21 protein-coding genes and 1 pseudogene are annotated in these 20,723 nt (G+C 72.9%); 17 read left to right on the top strand and 5 right to left on the bottom strand.

Going from position 1 to position 20,723, the window contains the following annotated elements; translation table 11 throughout:
- Positions 1-47: 47 nt before the first annotated feature.
- The 5 genes from clpB (at position 48) to NMQ01_RS14195 (ending at position 6,683) form a co-directional block, all read left to right on the top strand.
- Positions 48-2,621 (top strand): ATP-dependent chaperone ClpB, encoded by a 2,574-nt coding sequence (gene clpB / locus NMQ01_RS14215; RefSeq protein WP_255184553.1) that lies wholly within the window; start codon positions 48-50, stop codon positions 2,619-2,621.
- A gap of 134 nt (positions 2,622-2,755) precedes the next feature.
- Positions 2,756-3,778: an NAD(P)/FAD-dependent oxidoreductase gene (locus NMQ01_RS14210; protein ID WP_255184552.1), complete on the top strand. Its 1,023-nt coding sequence runs from the start codon at positions 2,756-2,758 to the stop codon at positions 3,776-3,778.
- Positions 3,779-3,787: 9 nt separating this feature from the next.
- Complete coding sequence (locus tag NMQ01_RS14205; protein WP_255184551.1) at positions 3,788-4,204, top strand: hypothetical protein; 417 nt, start codon at positions 3,788-3,790, stop codon at positions 4,202-4,204.
- Positions 4,205-4,279: 75 nt separating this feature from the next.
- Positions 4,280-4,972 carry an LppX_LprAFG lipoprotein gene (locus NMQ01_RS14200; protein ID WP_255184550.1) on the top strand — a complete coding sequence of 231 codons (693 nt, stop codon included), beginning with the start codon at positions 4,280-4,282 and terminating at the stop codon, positions 4,970-4,972.
- A gap of 1 nt (position 4,973) precedes the next feature.
- Positions 4,974-6,683, top strand: coding sequence for an MFS transporter (locus NMQ01_RS14195; protein ID WP_255184549.1), 1,710 nt, complete (start codon positions 4,974-4,976; stop codon positions 6,681-6,683).
- On the opposite strand, the gene NMQ01_RS14190 is transcribed toward NMQ01_RS14195, so the two are convergent.
- Positions 6,645-7,526: an alpha/beta fold hydrolase gene (locus NMQ01_RS14190; RefSeq protein WP_255184548.1), complete on the bottom strand. Its 882-nt coding sequence runs from the start codon at positions 7,524-7,526 to the stop codon at positions 6,645-6,647. The two genes, NMQ01_RS14195 and NMQ01_RS14190, sit on opposite strands and share 39 nt — an antisense overlap.
- Complete coding sequence (locus NMQ01_RS14185) at positions 7,523-8,356, bottom strand: exodeoxyribonuclease III (RefSeq protein WP_255184547.1); 834 nt, start codon at positions 8,354-8,356, stop codon at positions 7,523-7,525. Before NMQ01_RS14185 ends, NMQ01_RS14190 begins: the two co-directional genes overlap by 4 nt.
- A gap of 40 nt (positions 8,357-8,396) precedes the next feature.
- On the opposite strand from NMQ01_RS14185, the gene NMQ01_RS14180 reads away from it, so the two are divergent.
- From NMQ01_RS14180 to NMQ01_RS14170, 3 genes are all read left to right on the top strand, one after another.
- Positions 8,397-8,867: an SRPBCC family protein gene (locus NMQ01_RS14180; RefSeq protein ID WP_255184546.1), complete on the top strand. Its 471-nt coding sequence runs from the start codon at positions 8,397-8,399 to the stop codon at positions 8,865-8,867.
- Positions 8,868-8,937: 70 nt separating this feature from the next.
- Positions 8,938-9,684 (top strand): dienelactone hydrolase family protein, encoded by a 747-nt coding sequence (locus tag NMQ01_RS14175; RefSeq protein WP_255184545.1) that lies wholly within the window; start codon positions 8,938-8,940, stop codon positions 9,682-9,684.
- Positions 9,681-10,451 carry an SDR family oxidoreductase gene (locus NMQ01_RS14170; RefSeq protein ID WP_255184544.1) on the top strand — a complete coding sequence of 257 codons (771 nt, stop codon included), beginning with the start codon at positions 9,681-9,683 and terminating at the stop codon, positions 10,449-10,451. Before NMQ01_RS14175 ends, NMQ01_RS14170 begins: the two co-directional genes overlap by 4 nt.
- 103 nt (positions 10,452-10,554) lie before the next feature.
- Here NMQ01_RS14170 and NMQ01_RS14165 read toward each other — a convergent pair whose 3' ends face one another.
- Both NMQ01_RS14165 and NMQ01_RS14160 read right to left on the bottom strand, forming a co-directional pair.
- Entirely contained in the window at positions 10,555-10,689 is a 135-nt protein-coding gene (locus NMQ01_RS14165) for a hypothetical protein (protein WP_255186402.1), read from the bottom strand.
- Between the two features lie 65 nt (positions 10,690-10,754).
- Positions 10,755-11,012: pseudogene (locus NMQ01_RS14160) on the bottom strand (hemerythrin domain-containing protein); the annotation flags it as partial.
- Between the two features lie 122 nt (positions 11,013-11,134).
- Here NMQ01_RS14160 and pyrE point away from each other — a divergent pair.
- The 5 genes from pyrE (at position 11,135) to NMQ01_RS14135 (ending at position 16,371) form a co-directional block, all read left to right on the top strand.
- Positions 11,135-11,689 (top strand): orotate phosphoribosyltransferase, encoded by a 555-nt coding sequence (gene pyrE, locus NMQ01_RS14155; protein ID WP_255184543.1) that lies wholly within the window; start codon positions 11,135-11,137, stop codon positions 11,687-11,689.
- Between the two features lie 84 nt (positions 11,690-11,773).
- Positions 11,774-12,640 carry a siderophore-interacting protein gene (locus NMQ01_RS14150; RefSeq protein ID WP_255184542.1) on the top strand — a complete coding sequence of 289 codons (867 nt, stop codon included), beginning with the start codon at positions 11,774-11,776 and terminating at the stop codon, positions 12,638-12,640.
- 106 nt (positions 12,641-12,746) lie between these two features.
- A complete protein-coding gene (locus NMQ01_RS14145; RefSeq protein WP_255184541.1) occupies positions 12,747-13,538 on the top strand; it encodes an HAD family hydrolase in 792 nt (263 codons plus the stop codon).
- Positions 13,539-13,568: 30 nt separating this feature from the next.
- Positions 13,569-14,390 carry a DUF1206 domain-containing protein gene (locus tag NMQ01_RS14140; RefSeq protein WP_255184540.1) on the top strand — a complete coding sequence of 274 codons (822 nt, stop codon included), beginning with the start codon at positions 13,569-13,571 and terminating at the stop codon, positions 14,388-14,390.
- Between the two features lie 304 nt (positions 14,391-14,694).
- A complete protein-coding gene (locus NMQ01_RS14135; RefSeq protein WP_255184539.1) occupies positions 14,695-16,371 on the top strand; it encodes an ABC-F family ATP-binding cassette domain-containing protein in 1,677 nt (558 codons plus the stop codon).
- 38 nt (positions 16,372-16,409) lie between these two features.
- On the opposite strand, the gene NMQ01_RS14130 is transcribed toward NMQ01_RS14135, so the two are convergent.
- On the bottom strand, positions 16,410-17,075 hold the full coding sequence (locus tag NMQ01_RS14130) for a phosphatase PAP2 family protein (RefSeq protein WP_255184538.1): 666 nt from the start codon (positions 17,073-17,075) through the stop codon (positions 16,410-16,412).
- A 30-nt stretch (positions 17,076-17,105) separates the two neighbouring features.
- On the opposite strand from NMQ01_RS14130, the gene NMQ01_RS14125 reads away from it, so the two are divergent.
- From NMQ01_RS14125 to NMQ01_RS14110, 4 genes are all read left to right on the top strand, one after another.
- On the top strand, positions 17,106-17,915 hold the full coding sequence (locus NMQ01_RS14125) for an RNA methyltransferase (protein WP_255184537.1): 810 nt from the start codon (positions 17,106-17,108) through the stop codon (positions 17,913-17,915).
- A gap of 92 nt (positions 17,916-18,007) precedes the next feature.
- Positions 18,008-18,649 (top strand): VOC family protein, encoded by a 642-nt coding sequence (locus tag NMQ01_RS14120; protein ID WP_255184536.1) that lies wholly within the window; start codon positions 18,008-18,010, stop codon positions 18,647-18,649.
- Between the two features lie 10 nt (positions 18,650-18,659).
- The gene (locus NMQ01_RS14115) at positions 18,660-19,970 is read left to right on the top strand and encodes a sensor histidine kinase (RefSeq protein WP_255184535.1); all 1,311 of its coding nucleotides are present in this window, start codon (positions 18,660-18,662) and stop codon (positions 19,968-19,970) included.
- Positions 19,967-20,656: a response regulator transcription factor gene (locus tag NMQ01_RS14110; protein ID WP_255184534.1), complete on the top strand. Its 690-nt coding sequence runs from the start codon at positions 19,967-19,969 to the stop codon at positions 20,654-20,656. Before NMQ01_RS14115 ends, NMQ01_RS14110 begins: the two co-directional genes overlap by 4 nt.
- Positions 20,657-20,723: the final 67 nt, after the last annotated feature.

The raw sequence follows: 20,723 nt of genomic DNA, 5'->3' as shown, positions 1-20,723 counted from the left end.
GGAGGTTGGTCAGAGCAGAGACCACCCGCCAGCAGTAGAGGAGACCCATGGACTTCCAGCCCACCACCAAGGTGGCCGAGGCGCTCGCCCTGGCCCAGCGTTCGGCCCAGACCGAGGGGCACCCCGAGGTCACGCCCGACCACCTCGTGAGCGCCCTCGTGCAGCTCGACACCCCGCAGTGCGACACCCTCCTGCAGGCCGCCGGGACCGGCGCGGGCCACGTCCTCGCGCAGGCCGACGCGGCCGTTCGGGCGCTGCCGACCACGAGTGGTGCGGCGAGCTCCCCTTCGCTCGGACGCAGCCTGCTCGCCGTGCTCCAGCAGGGCGACACCCTCATGCGGGCGAAGGGGGACACCCACCTCGCCCTCGACCTGCTCCTGCTCGCCCTCGCCGAGACCGGCCACCTCGCGGCCGTCGAGAAGCGCGGCGCCCGTGACATGGAGACGAAGATCGACGAGCTGCGCGGCGGCCGCCGGGTCACCTCCGAGACGCCCGCCGACGGCGGCGAGTCGCTGGCGCAGTACGGCACCGACCTCACCCAGGCGGCGCGCGACGGCAAGCTCGACCCGGTCATCGGCCGCGACGCCGAGATCCGTCGGGTCGTCCAGGTGCTCTCCCGCCGCACGAAGAACAACCCCGTCCTCATCGGCGAGCCCGGCGTCGGCAAGACCGCCGTCGTCGAGGGGCTGGCCCAGCGCATCGTCGACGGCGACGTGCCCGAGTCGCTGCGCGACAAGCGGCTCGTGAGCCTCGACCTCGGCGCGATGGTCGCCGGCGCGAAGTACCGCGGCGAGTTCGAGGAGCGGCTCAAGGCGGTGCTCGAGGAGATCAAGGCGAGCGAAGGGGAGGTCGTCACCTTCATCGACGAGCTCCACACGGTCGTCGGTGCCGGCGCGTCCGGCGAGGGCGCCATGGACGCGGGCAACATGCTCAAGCCGATGCTCGCCCGTGGCGAGCTGCGGCTCGTGGGTGCGACGACGCTCGACGAGTTCCGCGAGCACATCGAGAAGGACCCGGCGCTCGAGCGCCGCTTCCAGCAGGTCTTCGTCGGTGAGCCGAGCGTCGAGGACACGATCGCGATCCTGCGCGGCCTCAAGGAGCGCTACGAGGCGCACCACAAGGTCGAGATCGAGGACACCGCGCTCGTCGCGGCGGCCTCGCTGTCCGACCGCTACATCACCGGCCGGCAGTTGCCCGACAAGGCGATCGACCTCGTCGACGAGGCAGCGTCGCGACTGCGCATGGAGATCGACTCCAGCCCGGTCGAGATCGACGAGCTGCGCCGTGCCGTCGACCGGCTGAAGATGGAGGAGCTGCACCTGGCCAAGGAGTCGGACGCAGCCTCCGTCGACCGGCTCGAGCGGCTGCGCGCCGACCTCGCCGACAAGTCCGAGGAGCTCGCCGCGCTCACCGCGCGGTGGGAGGCGGAGAAGTCCGGCCTCAACCGGGTCGGTGACCTCAAGGCGCGCGTCGACGAGCTGCGCACGCAGGCCGACCGGCTGCAGCGCGAGGGCGACTACGAGGGCGCGTCCAAGTTGCTCTACGGCGACATCCCCGCCGCCGAGCAGGAGCTGGCCGCTGCCCAGGCGCAGGAGTCCGAGGTCGAGTCGAGCGAGGGCTCGCCGATGGTCAAGGACCGCGTCGGCAGCGACGACATCGCCGAGGTCATCTCGGCCTGGACCGGCATCCCCGCCGGCCGGCTGCTGCAGGGCGAGAGCGAAAAGCTGCTGAGCATGGAGTCGATCATCGGCTCGCGGCTCATCGGCCAGACCGACGCCGTGCGCGCCGTCTCCGACGCGGTGCGACGCTCGCGGGCCGGCATCGCCGACCCTGACCGGCCGACCGGGTCCTTCCTCTTCCTCGGCCCGACGGGTGTCGGCAAGACCGAGCTGGCGAAGTCGCTGGCCGACTTCCTCTTCGACGACGAGCGCGCGATGGTGCGCATCGACATGTCGGAGTACGCCGAGCGGCACGCGGTCGCGCGTCTCATCGGTGCGCCTCCCGGCTATGTCGGCTACGAGGAGGGTGGCCAGCTCACCGAGGCGGTGCGCCGGCGTCCCTACTCCGTCGTGCTGCTCGACGAGGTGGAGAAGGCGCACCCGGAGACCTTCGACATCCTCCTGCAGGTGCTCGACGACGGGCGCCTGACGGACGGGCAGGGCCGCACGGTCGACTTCCGCAACGTCATCCTCGTGATGACCTCCAACCTCGGCAGCCAGTTCCTCACGGACCCGCTGCTCGAAGGGGAGGCCCGGCGCGAGTCGGTCATGGGCGTCGTGCGGCAGGCCTTCAAGCCGGAGTTCCTCAACCGGCTCGACGAGGTCGTCATCTTCGATGCGCTGAGCCGTGACGAGCTCGGCCACATCGTCGAGCTGCAGGTGCACGAGCTCGCCGGCCGCCTCGCCGACCGGCGGATCGACCTCGAGGTCACCCCGGCCGCCCGCGAGTGGCTCGCCGAGAGCGGCTACGACCCGGCCTACGGTGCCCGCCCGCTGCGCCGCCTGGTGCAGCGCGAGATCGGTGACCGGCTGGCCACCGCCCTGCTCGCCGGCGACGTGCGCGACGGCTCGACCGTCGTCGTCGACCGCGACGAGGAGGGCGGCGGACTCTCCCTTCGCTGAACCGGCCCCCGCAACTGTGCAAAACCCTGGGGTCTTGCACAGTTGCGGGAAGGCAACCCTGCACAACCCTGCAAGACCCTAGGGTTGTGCAGGGTTGTCGGCAGGGGACGCTGCCCGGCTGGCAGGCTGGGGGCGTGCGAGCTCGCGAACACGTCCTCGTCGTCGGTGGCGGCATCGCCGGTCTGGCCCTCGCCGCCGCCCTCGACCCCCGCCGGGTCCACGTGACCCTCGTCGAGGAACGGCCCGAGCGGGCCGGCGCCGGCACCGTCCTCGCCCTGTGGCGCGGGGGCCGCGATGCCCTCGACGCGATCGGTGTCGGCGAGTCGACCCGCCGGACCTCCCTGCCGGTCACCCGGGGCGCCCTGCGCCGCTCCGACGGCCGGCCGATCCACGAGCTGCGGTCGGCCGGGCACGGTGCGCCGCGTCTGTGGTTCGTCCCACGCCCGGATCTCGTGGTGGCGCTCGAGGCGGCGATCCCCCCTTCGGTCACCCGGCTCACCGAGCTGGTCACCGACCCTCGGGCCCTGGCCAGCAGCACCGGTGCCGACCTCGTCGTCGGCGCCGACGGCGTGCGCTCGGCCGTGCGCCAGCACACGTGGGCCGGGTCGGCGCCCGTCGTCACCGACTGGATCGCGCTGCGCGGTCACCTGCCGGGCCCACCCGTCACGACCGCCACCGAGTGGTGGGGGCGCGGCGGGCTCTTCGGGGTGACGCCCGGCCCGCAGGGCGCAGCGTGGTTCGCCGCCGTGCGCGGCGACCACCGGGGCGTCAAGGTCGATCGCGACGACGCCGTCGCCCTGGTCCGCGGTCGTCTCGCCAACTGGGACAGGCGTGTCGGCGAGGTCCTCGCGGCCGTCGGTGACGCAGCCGACGCCCAGCGCGTCCTGCTCGCCCCGCCGCTGCGGACCCCGGTCGACGACGCCCTCGTCGTCATCGGCGACGCGGCCCACGCCATGGGCCCCAACCTCGGGCGCGGGGCCAACGAGGCGCTCGCTGACGCCGTGGCGCTGGCCGACGCGGTCCACCGCCACGGGACGAAGGGAGCGCCCCGCGCCTTCGCCCGTCGTCGCCACCTGCGCGGTCAGGTGCTGCGGGCGGCCTCCCTGCCCGCGCTCCGGGTGGCGACGAGCCGGCTCTGGGGGGCCGGCGCTGCGTAGTCTGCTCCCGTGCCCCTGCCACTCATGGACGTCCGTCACCGAGACGACCTCGACGAGCTGCTCACCGACGACATCAGTCGTGCGCACTGGGGGCTGACGGTCGCGGCCGCCCTGCTCTTCCGCCTTGCCGGACTGGGTCCCCGGGTGACGAGCGCGGTGCTGCTGGTCCTCATCGCGCTCGCTGCGCTGGTGGTCTGGCAGCGCCTGGAGCGGCGACGACAGATGCCGTGGCGCGACTATGTGTCCGGCATCGTCATGCGGCAGAAGGCGCTCACGGCGTGGGCGGTCACCGTGGTCGGCGTCGTCGCCAGCTATGTGATCGCCGTTGCTCTCGGGGCCGGGCCGTGGACCACGATCGCCGGCTGTGGCCTGCTCCTCGGGGCAGTCCTCGCGTGGATCGCCTACATGAACAACGAACGCGACTGACGGACGCCTCTCGTCCACGTGACCCATCCCTCCTGATGCTCGATCGACGGCCACCCAGCGGTTAGGTTGGCGGCCATGCGACGACGCTCCCTCCTTGCCGCCGTGCCCCTCGTGCTCACCCTGACCGCGGGGTGCTCGGCCTTCGAGGAGGCGACCCCGCCCAAGGAAGCCCTCGACGCGGCCCGCACGACCTTTGTCGACTCGGGGACGGTGGCCTTCGACCTGAAGTCCTCGGCGATCCCCAAGGGGCGCAACGGCGTCTCGGCGGCCAACGGCTCGGGCATCGTCGACACGACGACCCCGAAGTTCCAGGGCCAGGTCACCGGCGTCATCGACGGCGCCTCCGCGGGCGTCGAGATCATCGCCATCGACGACAAGACGTGGATGTCCTTCTTCACCAAGGACTTCAACCCCGTGGACATGAAGGACCTCGGCGCCCCCAACCCCGCCGAGTTCTTCCGCACCGGCAGCGGTGTCGACCAGATCCTCGAGCACACCGAGGGCGCCAAGGCGGGCGAGAAGACCCGCGACGGTGACACCGTGCTGCAGGAGTACACCGGCACCGTGCCCAAGGCCGACATCGAACGGCTCTTCGGGCTCGCCGAGGGGGGCGAGGACTTCGACGTCACCTACGGCATCGAGCCCGACAGCGGCGAGCTGCGGCAGGTCGAGATCACCGGTGACTTCTACAAGGAGTCGGAGACGACCTACACGCTCGAGCTCTCGGACTACGGCAAGGACGTCGAGATCACCAAGCCCTCCTCCTGACGTGACGACGCCCGTCACCACCGCCGCCCGCACCAACCCGCGGGTCCTGCTCGCCCTCGCCTCCACCGCGGTCGCGCTCGCCGCGGCCGACACCTATGTCGTCGTGCTCGCGCTCACCGACATGATGAGCGGCGTCGGCCTGGGCCTGGACAACCTCCAGCGTGCAGCGCCGATCATCTCCGGCTTCCTGCTCGGCTACATCGCGGTCCTGCCGCTCATCGGCCGACTCGCCGACCTCGTCTCCCGGTCGCGCATCCTCCTCGGCTGCCTCGTCGTCTTCGTCGTCGGCTCGGGCATCACCGCCCTGGCCGTCGACCTCGACATCCTCGTCGCCGGCCGCATCGTCCAGGGCGTCGGCGGCGGCGGGCTCGTGCCCGCCACGCTCGCCCTCGTCGCCGACCTGTGGCCGCCGGGACGAAGGGGGATGCCGCTCGGTGTCGTCGGCGCGGTCCAGGAGCTCGGCTCGGTGCTCGGCCCGCTCCTCGGCGCGGCGGTCCTGCTCGTCGCCGACTGGCGGGCGATCTTCTGGCTCAACGTCGTGCTCGGCGTGCTGCTGTGGGTGGCCATCGCGGCTGTGACCCGCAGCGCGAAGGGGGAGACTCGCCCCCTTCGTCCTCGGCTGGTGACCACGGGGCTGGGGGTCGTCACGGTCGGCCTGCTCTGGCTCACCCTCGCCGCGCCGCGGGCGCTGGCGACCGACGTCTACCTCGGGCTGCCCTTCGTCCCCTTCGCCGGGGACAGCCGGCTGGCCACGCCCATCGGGCTCGTGACCCTCGCGCTCGCGCTGCTCGTCGGGGTGCTCACGGTGCGCAGCTGGTGGCCGCCGCTGCGCGAGAGCGACCTGCCCGGCGCGCTCCTGCTCGGCACCGCCCTGGGCTGCGTCGTGCTGACCTTCAGCTCCGCCGATCCCGAGAGCGAGGTCGTCGGGCCGCTCGGCTACGCCCTGCTGCCCGTGGCCGTCGTCGCGCTGCTGCTCTACGTCTGGCGCCACCGCACCGCGCCCTCGCCGCTCGTGCCGCGCGGCACGGTGCGCGGCCGCACCGGCTGGGCACTGGCGATCTCGCTGCTCGTCGGCGTCGCGCTCGTCGCGGTCGTCGTCGACGTCCCGCTCTTCTCCCGGCTGACGACCGACGGGACGCAGACCGACGCGGCGATGGAGCTGGTGAAGTTCCTCGTCGCCGTGCCCGTCGGGGCGCTCGTCGGCGGATGGGTGCTGCGGTGGGTCGGCGACGGCCTGTCCGCCGGCGTCGGGCTGGCCCTGGCCGCCGTCGGTCTGCTCGTCATGTCTGGCTGGGGGCACGACTCGCTCGCCCAGGTCTCCGCGACGGTGACGCTCGCGGTCGTCGGCTTCGGCCTGGGCATGGCGCTCGCGCCGGTCAACGACGCCGCGCTCGCCGACGCCCCGCAGCACGCGCACGGCACGGCGAGCAGCCTCGTCGTCGTCAGCCGGATGGTGGGGATGGTCGTCGGCCTCGCCCTGCTCACCGGGGTCGGCCTGCACCGCTACTACGAGGCGGTCGACGCCCTGCCGCGCGAGCAGCAGACCGACGCGCAGGCGCTGCTCGACGCGGCGCTGCTGCAGGTGCACACCGTCTTCATCGGCGCAGCGGGCTCCGCCGCGCTCGGCGCGCTGCTCGCCCTGGTCTGCCTGGGCGTGCGGCGCCGCGAGGGCTCAGGCTCGATCGCTCGCAGCTGGGGCGTCGAGGAGTAGCTCGATCTTGTCGGCGACGAGCCGCGGCGCCTCGTAGGTGATCATGTGGCCGACCCGGGGCACCGACCAGAAGTCGGCACCGGGGATCCCCGCGGCCAGCCGCCGACCTGCGGAGACGGGCGTCAGCCGGTCGCGGGCGCCGGTGAGCACGACCGTGCGGACCCCGGCGAAGGGGGCGAGGTGGTCGCGGAAGTCGAGCTCACCGATCGCGCGGTGCCAGTCGGCGACGACATTTGCCCGGGTGCGGCTCGTCAGCCGACCGGTCGCGCGCACGGCCTGCGGGTCGGGGTCGGTGCCGAAGAGGTTGGCCGCGGTGAGGCGCGGGGTCGTCGGCAGGCCGCGGGTGCCCGCGGGGAGACGGCCGAGCACGGCCATGGCGATGCCCTCGCCGGGGATCGGGCGCCGAGTGCCGAGCCACGAGGCCGTGCCGACGAGCGCGGCGCCGCGCACCCGCTCGGCGAAGAGCTCGGGCGCGACCTGTGCGAGCGCCATGACGGTCATGCCGCCCATCGAGTGACCTCCGAGGACGACATCACCCTCGGGAGCCGTCTCGGCGATGACCTCGCGCAGGGTGGCGCCGAGGTCGAGCAGGCTGACCTGCCGGTCGTGGCCGGGCGTGGAGAGCCCGTGCCCGGGTTGGTCGTAGGTGATGACCCGCAGGTGCGGGCGCCGGGCCTGCAGCTCCGCGACGACCCGGTCCCAGGTCTCGGCGGCGAGGCACCAGCCGTGGGCGAGGACGAGGGTCGGGCCCTCGGCGGTGCCGGCAGGAGCCGCGTGCTCACGGACCGCGATGCGGGCTCCGTCCGGGGCGAGGACCGTGCTCAGGCGCGGGTCGGCACTCACCGGGCGGGGCCCCCTTCGACCGGCTTGTCCACGGCCGCGCCGTCGTCACCGTCGAGACCGACGATGACCGGCGCGTGGTCGCTCGCGCCCTTGCCCTTGCGCTCCTCGCGGTCGATCGCCGCGCCGCTCACCCGCTCGGCGAAGGACGCCGACCCGAGGACGAAGTCGATGCGCATGCCGCGGCGCTTGGGGAAGGCGAGCTGCTGGTAGTCCCAGTAGGTGTAGGTGCCGGGGCCGGGGGCGTGCGGGCGCACGACGTCGGTGAAGCCCGCGTCGAGGAAGGCGTGGAAGGCGGCCCGCTCCGGCGGGGAGACGTGGGTCTTGTCGGCGAAGTACTCCATCGACCACACGTCCTCGTCCTGGGGCGCGACGTTCCAGTCGCCGCAGAGGGCGACGGGGGTGCCGTCGGCGGCCCACTCGACGGCGCGGTCACGCAGCCGGGCCAGCCACTCGAGCTTGTAGGCCATGTGCGGGTCGTCGAGGGTGCGGCCGTTGGGCACGTAGAGGGACCAGACCCGCACGCCGCCACAGGTCGCGCCGATCGAGCGTGCCTCGGGGGCCACCGGATCGCCGAAGCCGGGGTCGCCGTCGAAGCCGATCGCCACGTCCTCGAGCCCGACCCGGGAGAGGATCGCCACGCCGTTCCACTGGTTGATGCCGTGGTGGGCCACCTCGTAGCCGAGGTCGCGGAAGCGGTCGAAGGGGAACTGCTCCTCCTTCGCCTTCGTCTCCTGGATGGCGAGCACGTCGACATCGCTGCGCTGCAGCCAGGCCTCGACGCGGTCGACGCGGGAGCGGATGGAGTTGACGTTCCAGGTCGCGATACGCACGGGCGCCACCCTAGCCATGGGTGGTGACAGGATCTGACCCATGGCCGACTTCGAGCTGTCCCGGTCGACGCACGTCGACGCCGACCCGGAGACCGTGCGCGCTCTCCTCGACGACTTCCGCGAGTGGGTGCACTGGTCGCCGTGGGAGGGCGTCGACCCCGACCTGCGGCGCACCTACTCCGGCCCGGAGCGCGGTGTCGGCGCCACCTATGAGTGGGCGGGCAACAAGCAGGCCGGCGAAGGGAGGATGCGCATCACCTCGTCGGACCCCGCCGCGGTGGTGCTGGACCTCGACTTCCTCAAGCCCTTCAAGGCCTCCAACGTCACGCGCTTCGACCTCGTGCCGAGCGGCGGTGCGGGGACCGGCGGTGGCACCGACGTCTCGTGGACGATGACCGGTCGCCGCGGTGCGGTGATGAGCCTCATGGGCCGACTCTTCTTCGACAAGGCCATCGGCAAGGACTTCGACAAGGGGCTCGCCGCGCTCAAGGCGACGGCCGAGGCGCGCTGAGCCGGCCCCCTTCGTCCTGCGATCGGGGTGGGGCTGGCCACGGCGAAGGGGGGTCGTTAGCGTGCGGAGCATGCGCCCCTTCATCGAGATCCCGGCGGCGGACGGGACGGCCGAGGCCGTCGTCGCCCGGCCCGACGACCAGCCGCACCCCGGCGTCCTGCTGTGCATCGACGCGCTCGGGCTGCGGGCCCGCATCGAGGAGATGGCCGACCGCATCGCGTCGTGGGGCTGCATCGTCCTCGCGCCCAACACGATGTACCGCTCCGGCACGGCCGCGGAGACGACACCCCGCACCGACCTGCGGATCCCCGAGGAGCGGGCCGCCTACGGCGCGGTCGCCGCGCCCTATCTCGCCGCGCTCGACGGGCCGGCGATGGAGCGGGACACCCCGCACTACGTGGCGGCGCTGCGGGCGCTCGACGGCGTGACCGACGGGCCGATCGGCGTCACCGGCTACTGCATGGGTGCGAAGTTCTCGACCCGCGTCGCCGGCCTCGAGCCGAGCGTCGCGGCGTGCGGCGGCTTCCACGGTGCGCGCCTGGCCACCGACGAACCGGACAGCCCGCACCTGCGACTCGCCTCTGCCACAGCGGAGTTCGTCTACGGGCACGCCGACAAGGACCAGTCGATGCCGCCCGAGAGCGTCGCGCTGCTCGACCGCACGCTCGCCGAGCACGGGCTCACCGCGACGACCGCCGTCTACCCCGACGCCCCGCACGGCTACACGATGACCGACACCGCGAGCCACCAGCAGGCCGGCGAGGACCGGCACTGGCGCGAGCTGCGCGAGCTCTTCGACCGGACCCTGGTCGCATGAGCACGGCACTGGTCACCGGCGCGACCGCCGGCATCGGGCGCGAGTTCGCCGAGCAGCTCGCGGCGCAGGGGGCCGACCTCGTCCTCGTCGCCCGAGACGAGGCCCGGCTCGCGGCGGTGGCCGGCGAGCTCTCGGGACGGCACGGTGTGGCCGTCGACATCCTGCCGGCCGACCTGTCCGACCGGGCGCAGCTCGAGCGGGTCGCCGAGCGGCTGCGTGACGCGTCGCGACCGGTCGACCTGCTCGTCAACAACGCCGGGTATTCGCTCAACTCGCGCTTCGTCGACAGCGCCGTCGAGGCCGAGGAGCAGCTGCTCGACGTGCTCGTGCGCGCCGTGCTCGTCCTCAGCCACGAGGCGGCGACCGCGATGGTTGGGCGGGGGAGCGGGCGGATCATCAACGTCTCGTCGGTCGCCGGCCTGAGCGCGAGCGGCACCTATGCCGCGGCGAAGTCCTATGTCACGACCTTCACCGAGTCCCTCTCCGGGCAGCTCGCCGGCACCGGGGTGCAGGTCATGGCGCTGCTGCCGGGCTACGTGCGCACCGAGTTCCACGAGCGGGCGGGCATCGACAAGGGCGAGCGGTCGGGGCCCTTCTGGCTCGACGCCGGCGACCTCGTGCGCCAGGCCCTCGCCGACTCCGAGCGCGGACGGGTCGTCTCTGTGCCCAGCGCGCAGTACAAGGCGATCGTCGCCGTGGCCCGCCACCTGCCGCGCGCCATCGTGCGCAACCCGCGCATCACGGCGCTGCACCGCAAGCCGGACTGACCTCCCCTTCGCCGGAGACCGCAGTGACGGGGCCCAGCCCAACCCTGCAAAACCCTAGGGTTTTGCGTTCTGAACTTCGCAGAACCCTAGGGTTGTGCAGAGTTCAGAGGGGGCCGAGGACGGCGGCGGGGTCGGTCGGGAGGTCGAGCGTCTCGAGGACCTCGAGCAGCGCCCGCTCCTCGAAGCGGAAGTGCGACTCCATGATCGCGCCGAGCCCCTCGACGTGCGAGCGCACCACGTCGGGTGGGCGTCGCGGTCGAGCGCCGCCTCGAGCCCGCCGATGAGGTGACTCATCATCGAGTGGTCCTGGGTGAGCTTGCGCAGCGTCTCGGCGAGCTCGGGGTGCGCGGCGGCGACCGCGGGGAAGAGGTGACGGTCCTCCCCTTCGTGATGGCGGGTGAGGGCCGTGCAGAACCCGCGGCAGTACAGCAGCAGGTCACGGGCGGCGGCGGGGTCGGTCCCGGCCGTGCGCACGAGCTCGAGGGCCTCGCGGAGGCGGCGGTGGACCGCCCGCAGCTCGTGTGCCCAGGCGATGATCCGGATGTGCTCGCCCTCAGTCATGCGAGGGCGAAGGGTGGGGTGCGCGCATCGCGCGTCCTCCTTCGGGTGCGGCGCCTCCATGCTTGGCACGGTCTGCCACCGGCACGCGACGCTGGCGCCAACGTAGTCCATAGACTGCGGGCGTGACTGACATCGCCGCCGACCGCGCCCGCCTGCTCGAGATCGTCAAGGACAAGGCCATCGTCCACGGACGCGTGACCCTCTCCTCCGGCAAGGAGGCCGACTACTACGTCGACCTGCGCCGCATCACCCTCGACGGCGAGGCCTCCCCGCTCGTCGGCCGCGTCATGCTCGACCTGGTCTCCGACCTGGACTTCGATGCCGTCGGCGGGCTGACCCTCGGCGCCGACCCGGTCGCCACGTCGATGCTCCACGCCACCGCGGCGAAGGGGGAGCGGCTGGACGCCTTCGTGGTGCGCAAGGCGGGCAAGGCGCACGGCCTGCAGCAGCGCATCGAGGGCCCGTCGATCTCCGGTCGCCGCGTCCTGATCGTCGAGGACACCTCGACGACGGGCAACTCGCCGCTCGAGGCCGCCAATGCCGCCCGCGAGGCGGGCGCCGAGGTCGTCGCCGTCGCGACGATCGCCGACCGGGCGACCGGTGCGGCGGAGAAGTTCGCCGAGGCGGGCCTCGAGTACCGCCACGTCTTCGGGCTCGAGGAGCTCGGGCTCGCCTGAGCCGGCACGTCGGTCCGGTCTGGGGAAAGCAGGCCGAAGAGGTTAGGCTCTCCTAAGTCAGTCGATTCCGGCACCAGGAGAGTCATGAAGATCGCCGAGCTCAAGGACCGCGTCGTCCTCGGCGCCGCCCGCGCCTACGCGCGCCGCACGATGGCCGACTACGCGGAGCGTCCGGAGGAGTCGCAGTTCACCGTCACGGTGTCGCGGGTCGTCGACCTCAACCCGGTCATGCGTCGGATCACCCTGAGTGCGCCGGAGCTGACCCGCTACGAGCTGCTCGGCCCCGACGAGTACTTCGGCCTGCTCATGCCCGGCGCCGACGGCCGGCTGCACCTGCCCGACCCCGAGCGGACCAATGTGCGCACCGCCATCGCCGACATGCCCGAGAGCGAGCAGCCGGGCCTGCGCTGGTACACCGTGCGCGCGCTGCGTCGTGACGAAGGGGAGCTCGACGTCGACATCGTCACCCACGGTGACTCCGGGCCGGGTTCGGCGTGGGCGACGACGGCCGCCGTGGGCGACACCGCCGGCTTCCGCTCCGGTGGCGCGCTGTACTCGACGTGGGACGCGCCCCGTCAGCTGATCGTGGCGGACGAGACGGCCGTGCCTGCGCTGCTCGCGATCCTCGAGGAGCGCTTCCGCCGGGGCCTGCCGGGTCTCGGCGAGGGCATCGAGGCGCATGTCGAGGTCGGCTCCCGCGTGGTGCTCGACGGGCTCGACCTCCCGGCTGCGGTGACCGTCCACGAGCGCGGCGACGCCGCGCCGGGCACCGCCGTGCTCGCCGCCCTCGCGACCGCCCCGGACCTGACCGCCGACCTGGACTACGCGTGGCTGTGCGGGGAGTCGGGGCTGGCGACCTCCCTTCGGCGTCACCTCGTGCAGGAGGTCGGAATGGACAAGCGGGCCATCACCTTCTCGGGCTACTGGAAGCTCGGCGCCGCCCGCGGCTGACCCCGCCCACCTGACAGCCCTTCGAGACGGTCGCTTCGCGACCGCCCACGCGGAGCGTGGGACCCACTCAGGGACCGGAAGGGGCACGGCAGATAGCGTGGCGACCATGGAGCCGCACCTCGTCGCCCTGGATGTCGACGGCACGATCGTCACCCACGCCGGAGAGCTCGGGGAGCGCACGCGCGACGCGATCCGCGCAGTCTCCGACGCCGGCCACGAGATCGTCATCTCGACGGGCCGATCGGTCGTCGCGACCCTGCCGGTCCTGCGGGCGCTCGATCTCAGCCACGGGTTCGCCGTGTGCTCCAACGGCGCCGTGACCGTGCGGCTCGACCCGACGGCCCCCGACGGGTACCTCGTCGAGGAGACGGTGACCTTCGACCCGCGGCAGGCGCTGACGCTCGTCATGGAGCACGCGCCGCACATCCTCGTCGCGGTCGAGGAGGTCGGCGTCGGCTTCAAGGTCGCCCGGCCCTACCCCGAGGGCGTGCTGCAGGGCGAGCAGGTCGTCGTCCCCTTCGAGGAGCTCGTCGCCCGGCCGACCACCCGTGTGAGCTTCCACGACCCCGAGGGCCAGAGCGAGGACTTCCTCGAGCTCGTCGAGCGGATCGGGCTGCACGGCGTGAGCTATGCCGTCGGCTACACCGCGTGGCTCGACCTCGCCCCCGAGGGCGTGTCGAAGGGCTCGGCCCTCGAGCTCGTCCGGCGCAAGCTCGGCATCGAGCCCTCGTGCACCTTCGCCGCCGGGGACCAGCGCAACGACCTCGAGATGCTCCGCTGGGCCGCCCGCGGCGTCGCCATGGGAGGTGCCCCGCCGGAGGTCGTCGCGGCCGCCGACGAGACGACCGGGTCGGTCGACGACGACGGTCTCGCAGACGCCCTCGCTCCGCTCCACTGAGGAGGGCCCCGGCGGGGGCATCATGTCCCCGTGAGCCACTCTCCTGATCTCGGCGACGCCCATGACGCCGCCACCGATGCCGCCCGCAAGGTCGGCGACCACCCCGCCCTCGAGACGCTGGCCCGCGTCGGTTTCGTCGTCTCGGGGCTCCTGCACATCGTCCTCGGGTGGACCGCCGGTCGGGTCGGCTGGGGCGGCGGTGGCCAGGCCGACCAGTCCGGCGCGCTGGCGACCCTCGCGAGCAACCCCGCGGGCACCGTCCTCATGTGGGTCATCGTCGTCGGGCTCGCCGCTCTCGTGCTGTGGCAGCTGACCGTCGCGGTCGGTCCCAGCGTCGGCGAGAGCGGTGCGGCCGACCGGGTGAAGGCCGTCGGCAAGGCGCTCGTCTACGCCGCGATCGCCTGGACCGCAGCGCAGTTCGCCGTCGGCTCCGGCTCGTCGTCCTCCTCGGAGCAGTCCTCCCAGGACGTCACCGCGACCCTGATGAAGGCGCCCGCCGGCCAGGTCCTCGTCGGTGCGGTGGGTGTCGCGGTCATCGCCGTCGGCGGCTACCACGTCTACAAGGGCGTGACCCGCACGTTCCTCGACGACCTCGAGGAGCACCCCGGGCGCCTCGCGACGGTGGCCGGCATGGTCGGCTACCCGGCGAAGGGAGGCGTCCTCGCCCTCGTCGGTGCCTTCTTCGTCATCGCCGCCGTCCAGCACCAGTCCTCGGAGGCCGACGGTCTCGACGGCGCCCTGAAGTCCCTGCGCGACGAGCCCTTCGGCCCCGCGCTGCTCACCGTCGTCGCGGCCGGTCTCGTGGCCTTCGGCCTCTACTGCTTCGCCAGGGCACGTCACCAGCGGATCTGACCTCCCCTTCGTCCCCGGAACTCTGCAAGACCCTAGGGTTGTGCAGAGTTTGGCGGCCGTGACCGTGCAGGACCCTAGGGTTGTGCAGAGCTGGGTTCGGCAAAACCGGTTGCCGGGGCGAAGGGGGAGTCCCTACCCTTGTCGGGTCCGACCGGTCGGTGACAGCGCCCGGTCCCCCCGACCAGAGGTGATGACCCGCCTGATGCGGCACCAGATCTCCCGCGACTGACCAGCGCGACCGACCGCGGCCCACGCACCGCGAGTCCCGTCGGCGTGCGCTCGCCGCCACGGCAGGAGATCACCCATGTCAGCACCCACCACCGGGGCCGACGCCCTCGTCACCCTCACCCACCTCACCCTCGACTGGCCCGACGGCACCCGTGCCCTCGACGACGTCAGCGGGTCCTTCGGCCACGGCCGCACCGGCCTCGTCGGGCGCAACGGCTCCGGCAAGACGACCCTGCTGCGCCTCATGGCCGGCGAGCTCGCCCCGACCTCCGGCGCCGTGCACGTCGCGGGCACGGTCGCCACGCTGCCGCAGCAGCTCGGCCTCGACACCACGCGCACCGCGGCCGAGGCGCTCGGCATCGCGCCCGTGCTGGCGGCGATCGGCGCCATCGAGGCCGGGTCGCTCGACCAGGCGAACTTTGATGTGGCAGAAGGCCGCTGGGGCATAGAGGCCGAGGCCATGTCGACGCTCGCCGCCCTCGGCCTGCCCGCAGGGCCCGACCTGCTCGACCGTCGGCTCGGCACGCTCTCGGGAGGTGAGGTCGTCACCGTCGGGCTCGCCGCCCTCCAGCTGCAGCGGGCCGATGTCGCGCTGCTCGACGAGCCGACGAACAACCTCGACGGGGCCGCCCGCGACCGGCTGGTCGCGGCGATCGACGCCTGGCCGACGCAGCGGTCGCTCGTCGTCGTCAGCCACGACACCGAGCTTCTCGAGCACGTCGACCGCATCGTCGAGGTGCACGGGCGGGAGCTGCGGAGCTTCGACGGGCCGTGGTCGGTCTACCGCGCGGCGATCGACGCCGAGCAGCAGGCGGCCGCCGACGCCGTGCAGGCCGCAGAGCAGGACCTGCGTCGGCAGAAGCGCGATCGCATCGAGGCCGAGCTCAAGCTCGCGGGCCGGCAGCGCATCGCCGACCGCGACTACGCGAGCAAGCGGGCGCCGAAGATCGTCATGAAGACGTGGGGCATGCAGGCGGAGAAGTCCGCCGCCAAACACCGCGACATCCACGACGACCGGCTGCAGCGGGCCGAGTCCTCGCTCGCCGACGCCGAGGCACGGGTCCGCGAGGACCGGTCGGTGCGCATCGAGCTGCCCGCGACGCGGGTGCCGGCAGGGCGCACCGTGCTCACCCTGCAGCCCGTCGCGCCCGACGCGGCGGTGCCTGGAGCAGGTGCGGGGGACCCCCTTCGTCCCGTCGTGGTCCGCGGGCCGGAGCGAATCGCCCTGACCGGGCCCAACGGCGCCGGCAAGACCACCCTGCTGCGAGAAGTCCTCGGCCTGCCCGTGGCGGTGGAGCCGGTGGCGAGGTGCGTCGGGCGCATCGACGAGGTCGGTCACCTGCCGCAGCGGATCGAGCTCGACGACGAGCTGACGATCCTCGAGACGGTCCGGGCGGCTGCGCCGACGGTGCCGCCGCAGCAGGTGCGGGCGTCGTTGGCGCGCTTCCTCTTCCGGGGCGCGCTCGCGGAGCGGCGGGTCGCGGGCCTGTCCGGCGGCGAACGCTTCCGCGTGGCGCTGGCCAGCGTGCTGCTCGCGGACCCGGCGCCGCAGCTCGTCGTGCTCGACGAACCGACCAACAGTCTCGACGTCGACAGCGTCGACCAGCTCGTCGACGCCCTCGCCGCCTACGAGGGCGCGCTGCTCGTCGTCAGCCACGACGAGGACTTCCTGGGCCGGCTCGGCCTCACTCGCCGCTGGGCGATCCGCGACGGCCGGCTCGCCGACGTCGCCCCTGACCCTGCAGGACCCTAGGGTTTTGCAGAGTTAGGGGCTGTCAAATCTGCAAGACCCTAGGGTTTTGCAGAGTTGGGGCGAAGGGGGAGGCAGGCCAGGGCGAGGGTCGCGGCGGCAGCGCCGAAGCCCAGCCCCATGGCGACGTCGGTGACGTAGTGGACGCCGAGCAGGATCCGGTCGGCGGCGGTGAGGATGACGGCGAGCAGCGCGAGCAGCGCTGTGCCCCAGCGGATCCAGGCCCGCTCGGCGGCCCGGGCGAGGGCGATGAGCAGCACCGCGCCGAGCGCGATGTTGGTCGCGTGCCCGCTCGGATAGCTGAAGCTGCCGACCTCGAGCACCGCCTGCGCCGGTCGTGGTCGCTCGACGATCTCCTTGGCCACCGCACCGAGCGCCCACCCGACGAGGCCGATCGCCATGACGACCACCCCGGCCCGGGCGGTGATCCGGCGCCGCAGCACGAGTGCGCCGGCGGCGATCGCCACGATCGGGTGCACCACCCACGGTCCGCTGAGGTCGGACCACACGCGCGCCGCCTCGGCCAGGCCGTCGTGGTCGGCGAGCAGGGCGACGGCCCGGGAGGCACTCCCTTCGTCCAGCTCGCGCAGCGCCGACGAGGGGATGATCACCCACTCGCCCAGCGCCGCGACGAGCAGCATGACGGCGACCATCGCGGCCACCGCCACGACGACGCGAAGGGGGGACACGTGGCGGTCGGTCGGCATCCAGCGATTGTGCGGCATGCTGGACCCGCCATGTCCGATCTCGTCATCACCTCGCCGGCCAACCAGCGCCTCAAGGACCTCGTGACCCTGCGTCGCCGTCGCGCCCGCGAGACCACCGGGACCACCCTCGTCGAGGGGCTCGAGGAGACCACCCTCGCGCTCGACGCCGGTGTCCGCCCCTTCACGGTCTTCCACTGCCCCGAGCTCATGCTCGACCCCGACGTCGGGGCGGCGCTCGTCGAGCGCGCCCGCGGCCTCGGGGCCGAGGTCGTCGAGCTCGGGCGCACCGCCTTCGACAAGGTCGCCTACCGCGAGGGGCCCGACGGCATCCTCGCCAAGGTGCCCACCCCCGGGCTGGGCCTCGACGAGGTCGACCTGCCGGACGACGCCCTCGTCCTGCTGTGCGAAGGGGTGGAGAAGCCGGGCAACCTCGGCGCCATGCTGCGCACCGCCGACGCGGCGGGTGTCGCGCTCGTGCTCTCGGCCGACCCGGTGACCGACTGGGGCAACCCCAACGTCATCCGCTCGAGCAAGGGCACGGTGTTTTCGGTGCCGGTCGCGGCCGCGAGCACCGACGAGGCGTGGGCCTGGCTCGCCGAGCACGGGGTCGCGGTCGTCGCGACGACCCCCGACACCGACGTCGAGCACACCGACGCCGATCTCACCGGTGCCGTGGCCGTCGCGGTCGGCTCGGAGAAGTACGGCCTGACCGACGCCGCGCTCGCGCGGGCCCAGCACCGCGTACGGATCCCCATGGTGGGACAGGCGAACTCGCTCAACGTCGCCACCTCGGCGGCGATCGTCGTCTACGAGGCCGTGCGCCAGCGGCGGGCCGGCTGACGCGGCCCGGGCCGCCCCCCTTCGGCACGCTCGTCGCACCCCCGTGCCACCCCGATTACGGGGCGGGCGCTGCCCTGTGCCACGATGCCTGCATGCGCGTTGACCACGTCTCCTATGCTGCAGACCAGTCCGGTGTCAAGGCCACGGCCGAGCGCCTCGGCGATGCCCTGGGCGTCACTCCCGTCGACGGGGGCATCCACCCGCGCTTCGGCACGCGCAACATGATCCTGCCGCTCGCCCACGAGCGCTACGTCGAGATCGTCGAGGTCCTCGACCACCCCAGCTCCGACAAGGCCCCCTTCGGCCAGGTCGTGCGCGCCCGCTCCGAGGCCGGCGGCGGCTGGATGGGCTGGGTCATCCGGGTCGACGACGAGATCGAGAAGGTCGAGGAGCGCCTCGACCGCAAGGCCGTCGACGGCAACCGTCGCCTCTCCGACGGTCGCGAGTTCCTCTGGAAGCAGATCGGCATCAAGGGCACCCTCGCCGACCCGCAGCTGCCCTTCTTCGTCAAGTGGGGCGAGGGCTCGCCGCACCCGTCGCAGGAGGCGTCGACCGACGTCACCATCGCCTCGCTCATGATCGCCGGCGACCCGGCCCGCGTCACCGACTGGCTCGGTGGGCGCACGCCGGAGGAGACCTCGTCGGTCATCACCTTCGACTTCGTCGCGCCGCACGGCACGCCCGGCCTGATGTCGGTCACCTTCAACACCCCGGGTGGCCCGGTCACCCTCTGACCGGCACCCCATGGCCTGGTCGGAGCGCGTCGGCGACTTCTTCGCCCTCGACGACGACTGGGTCCGTCCCGGCGGCACGATCAGCCGCGGGGACCTCCTCTTCACCCTCGCGGTCGTCGCGGCCTCGCTCTTCGTCCTCGAGCTGATGCGCGCGCTCGGCGGGCTCGTCGAGATCGACGCCCCGCGGTGGCAGCAGTGGCTCTACACCGCGGTGCCCGCGCTCTTCCTGCTCACCCGGCGACGCTTCCCGCTCGCCACCGTCATCGGCGGCTCCGTCGCCTACTGGGCGATCTCGACGCTCGAGCCGCTCATGGCGAGCCTGCTGTCGACGCAGATCGCCTACTTCCTCGTCGTCCTCGGTGGCGTCGCGTGGGCGAGGAACCGTCGCGCGATGGCCCTCGTCTACTCGGTGATCATCTTCGCGATGGGTCTCTGGCTGATCTGGGGGATCGCCGTCGGCCAGGTCCTCGGCGACATGGTGGAGGCGAGCGACCCCGACGCGTGGGTCCCGGCGACCGTCGCCGCCCCGCTCATGCTCGGGGCCATCAACGTCCTGTACTTCGGCGGGGCCGTCCTCGGCGGGCAGGTCGCCTGGCGATCCGCACGGCAGCGGGCGCACCTCGAGCAGCAGACCGTCACGATCAGCGAGCAGACCGAGCAGCTGCGCGAGGCGGCCGTCATCGACGAACGTCTGCGCATCGCCCGCGAGCTGCACGACGTCGTCGCCCACCACGTCTCCGGGATCGGGGTGCAGGCGGCCGCGGCCCGTCGGGTCATGGACCGTGACCCCGAGGCGGCGAAGGGGGCGCTCGCCCGGATCGAGGGTGGCAGCCGCGACGCCGTCACGCAGATGCGTGGGCTCCTCGGCACGCTGCGGATGCGAGAGTCCCCGGCCGCCGCGGACGGCCACGCCCCGGAGCCGACGCTCGGCGACATCGCCGAGATGGCGCAGGCCCGCAGCGGGTCGGGTCTGACCGTGGTCCACGAGGTCGTCGAGGCCCGCGATGGTGACGTCGACGCCGTGCCGGCATCGATCGGGCACTCCCTCTACCGCACCGCCCAGGAGGCGCTGACCAATGTCACGAAGCACTCGACCGCCCGCACCGCGCGCGTGACCGTGCGCGTCGACGGCGAGCACGCCGAGGTCGAGGTCACCGACGACGGCCGGCCGCTCCCGGGCACCTCCGGCACCGGCATGGGCCAGCTCGGTATCCGCGAGCGGGTCCAGTCGCACCACGGGAGCGTCGAGATCGGGCCGCGACCGCTGGGTGGCTATCGGGTCCGGGCGCGGATCCCCCTTCGCTCCGAGGGTGCGCGATGAGCTTGCCTCCGCCCGCAGGGGGCGGGACCGGCGGGCGGCTGCGGGTGCTGCTCGTCGACGACCAGCCGATCATCCGGTCGGGCTTCGCGATGATGCTCTCGGTCGAGGACGACCTCGAGGTCGTCGGTGAGGCGTCCGACGGGCGGCAGGCGGTCGAGATGGCGCGGGAGCAGCGGCCCGATGTCATCGTCATGGACGTGCAGATGCCGGTCATGGACGGCATCGCCGCAACCCGGGAGATCGTCGCCGCCGGGCTCGGGCGGGTCATCATCCTGACGACCTTCGACGCCGACAGCTACCTCTTCGACGCGCTGGAGGCCGGGGCGAGCGGGTTCCTGCTCAAGAACGCCGAGGCCGACCAGCTCGTCGACGCCCTGCGCGCCGTCGGGCACGGGCACGCGCTGCTCGCCCCCGAGGTGACCCAGCGGGTCATCGCGCAGATGACGGCGCCCGCCGCCGGTGGCGGGCCGGGCCGGCACGCCGACCTGCTCGGCCAGCTCACCGAGCGTGAGCTCGAGGTGCTGCGCCTCATCGGCGCCGGCCGCTCCAACTCCGAGATCGCCGCCGACCTCGTCATCGGCGCCGCGACGGTCAAGACGCACGTGTCGAGCATCTTCGCCAAGCTGCAGGTGCGGGATCGCGTCGGCGCGGTGATCCTCGCGCACGAGGCGGGCATCGCGGGCTGAGCGCTCCACCCGTGGGGGGAGACCCCCTTCGTCCCAAGATCATCCCCGTGGCTGATCTGCTGACGCG

The organism is Janibacter sp. CX7 (assembly GCF_024362365.1).
GTDB lineage: Bacteria > Actinomycetota > Actinomycetes > Actinomycetales > Dermatophilaceae > Janibacter.
The sequence above is the reverse complement of the archived record's forward strand: the minus strand, read 5'-3'. Positions and strand labels throughout refer to the sequence as shown.